This window comes from Pedobacter sp. 01T416_2 (assembly GCF_056398925.1).
This window is the reverse complement of record NZ_JBFTQI010000792.1, coordinates 1-2,634: the sequence shown is the minus strand read 5'-3', so window position 1 is coordinate 2,634 and position 2,634 is coordinate 1. Positions and strand designations below refer to the sequence as shown.

Here is a 2,634-nt window from a genome sequence, read left to right as displayed (position 1 = left end):
GGGTAATACTGAACCCTAAAAAAGCAACGAGTAATAATTTTATTTTCATCTTTCTATTTTATAACAACTGAAGTCTAATTTGATATCATTATTCTTTTGGAAAACTACGCTATTTATATTGCAAAGCAAAAAACACAAATTTATAGCCTTATTTACACCTGGTTATGCTTAAAGGAAGATATTGATTATGGAAATAATTTAAAGCGTAGAATTTGACCTCCTTTCAGCTAATTTTTTGTTTTTTTGTGTAAATCGTTAGATATATGACTACAGATATTCAATCCATTTTAAACAAACTGGGGATTAATGCGAGCAACGCCGCCTATAGTACAGGCAGCAATTGGGGCGGCGAACTTAATGTAAATACATTAGAAAGTTTTTCTCCTGTTGATGGCAAACTGATTGCTTCGGCTAAGGTTGCCAGTGCTGCTGATTATGACGCTGTTGTACTTAAAGCGCAGGAAGCATTTACAGCATGGCGTACGGTTCCGGCTCCAAAAAGAGGAGAAATTGTGCGCCAGTTTGGTGATGCACTACGCGAAAATAAGGACGCATTGGGCACTCTGGTTTCTTACGAGATGGGGAAAAGTTTACAGGAAGGGTTTGGTGAAGTGCAGGAAATGATCGATATCTGTGATTTTGCAGTGGGTTTATCCAGGCAGCTTTATGGCTTAACCATGCACAGTGAACGCCCAAGCCACCGCATGTACGAGCAATGGCATCCACTGGGCATTGTAGGAATCATTTCTGCCTTTAATTTCCCGGTAGCAGTTTGGAGCTGGAATACCGCCCTGGCCCTGGTTTGTGGCAATGTTTGCATCTGGAAACCATCGGAAAAGACACCGCTAACCGCAATCGCCTGTCAACATATTATTGCAAAGGTTTTTAAAGATAACGATATAGCCGAAGGGGTTTGCAACCTGGTTTTAGGCGATAGGGAAGTTGGCGAACTCATGACAAATGATGGCCGCATCCCTTTAATTTCTGCCACCGGATCTACGCGTATGGGTAAAGCAGTTGGCGCTGCAGTAGGCGCAAGGTTAGGAAAAAGTTTGCTTGAACTTGGTRGTAATAATGCCATTATCATTTCAGAACATGCTGATTTAGATATGAGTTTAATTGGGGCGGTATTCGGTGCTGTTGGTACCGCAGGCCAGCGTTGTACCTCTACCAGGAGACTAATTATCCACGAAAGTGTATATGATGCTTTTACCGCTAAACTGGTTAAAGCTTACGAACAGTTGCGTATTGGAGATCCCTTAGATCAAAATAACCATGTGGGACCGCTGATTGATACCGATGCGGTTGCAGCATACTTAGCTTCGATTACAAAATGTAAGGAAGAGGGTGGCAATTTTGTGGTAGAGGGCGGCGTTTTATCGGGCAATGCCTATACAAGTGGGTGTTATGTAAAACCATGTATTGCCGAAGTTCAGAATGATTTTAAGATTGTTCAGCACGAAACATTTGCGCCGATTTTATATCTGATTAAATACAAAACATTAGATGAGGCCATTGCTTTGCAAAATGCCGTTCCGCAAGGATTATCATCGGCCATTATGACTTTGAATTTAAGAGAGGCAGAGCAATTCTTATCGGCTAAAGGCTCTGACTGTGGCATAGCCAATGTAAATATTGGTACTTCGGGCGCAGAAATTGGCGGTGCTTTTGGTGGAGAAAAAGAAACAGGTGGTGGCAGGGAAAGCGGATCGGATGCATGGAGAGCTTATATGCGCAGACAAACCAATACCATCAATTATTCGAACACGCTGCCTTTAGCACAGGGGATAAAATTTGATTTGTAAAAGCGATCTTAACGCGGTAAACCTATACGAAATGGTGTTGATTTTTAGAAACACCTACAGCCAAAAACGGCCGATCTGTTTAACGATCGGCCATTTACTAAGAAATAGGTTAACTTAAAGTTTTTTAATGAGCAGATAACTTTTTGCCTCAAACCATGAATTATCATTATGATCATTTTCGTAAAATGTGCCCTCTAATGAAGTAACCACAATGGTATAGTTATATCCATTAATATTTTTAGATATGCTCATCAGCTTTGCTGGGTACAAGTATTCCTGTTTTTTATTCGAAGCTTCTAAAGTCCCGTTTTTATATGCTTTAGTGGCCTGAGCAAATAATTCTTTTAAATCGATATGCAGCGCTGGCTGATTGTTAACCAATAACGAAATTTTTGATCCGATTTTATTTGTTGTTAAATCAGTACTGTAAAGCCGTGTAACTTTTTCCTCTGGATACCCGCTTAGCTCGATCAGGTAATCATAGCCCTTAATGTTTAAAACCTGGTTTTCATCATTTTGAAGGGTAATATTCACACCCTGGTCATATACCAAATCGTCTTTAATCTTAAAAATTGCCAATGCTGTATCTACCTTATCAATCCGCATGCTATAACGGTAGTTATTTGCGCCATCTATCTTTTCCTCAATTTTACTGAGATCTTTTTTCGTAAAAGGTTGCAGCGTTTTTAATCCATGTGTATAAACCAGGTACCTGATTACGGCTGGCTTTTCTTTAATATCATCTTTTTTCTTGCTATTCATTATCCGCTTTAACCGGTTTAGCTGTGAATATTTAGAGAGAGAAAAAGCACTCTGCGGACCATAAGTG

At 39.9% G+C, this 2,634-nt stretch carries 1 protein-coding gene and 1 pseudogene; one reads left to right on the top strand and one right to left on the bottom strand.

The genetic code is table 11. From position 1 onward, the window contains the following. Positions 1–263 precede the first annotated feature (263 nt). Entirely contained in the window at positions 264–1,805 is a 1,542-nt protein-coding gene (amaB, locus tag AC1DPQ_RS24165) for an L-piperidine-6-carboxylate dehydrogenase (protein ID WP_477611126.1), read from the top strand. Between the two features lie 114 nt (positions 1,806–1,919). Here the strand turns inward: amaB and AC1DPQ_RS24160 are convergent. Beyond that, positions 1,920–2,634, bottom strand: a pseudogene (locus AC1DPQ_RS24160) (hypothetical protein); the annotation flags it as partial.